General features: G+C 44.4%; 1 pseudogene. It reads left to right on the forward strand.

The annotated features are described in order from the left end of the window. Positions 1 to 259, forward strand: a pseudogene (locus AAEZ00_RS21590) (WD40 repeat domain-containing protein); the annotation flags it as partial.

Here is a 259-nt window from a genome sequence, read left to right on the forward strand (position 1 = left end):
TGACAATGTCATTGTTTAAACAACACAGCGCCGCCGTTAATCATGTTGAGCTATCAGGCTTTGAACAACAGGTTTTATCGACAGGACTTGATGGTGATGTCCATATTTGGGCTGCTTATAGCGGTGAGTTGATCAGCAGTTTCTCACGTCCTCAACAAATCACCAGCGTGAGTTTTGATGACGCTAATCGGCGCTTATTTATTGCCGATGCACTCGATAACAATGTCATTATCGATACCCAAACAACGCGGCCAGTAAG

Origin of the sequence: Shewanella sp. S1-49-MNA-CIBAN-0167 (genome assembly GCF_040310145.1) — a bacterium.
In the GTDB taxonomy this organism is placed as follows: Bacteria; Pseudomonadota; Gammaproteobacteria; order Enterobacterales; family Shewanellaceae; genus Shewanella; species Shewanella psychromarinicola.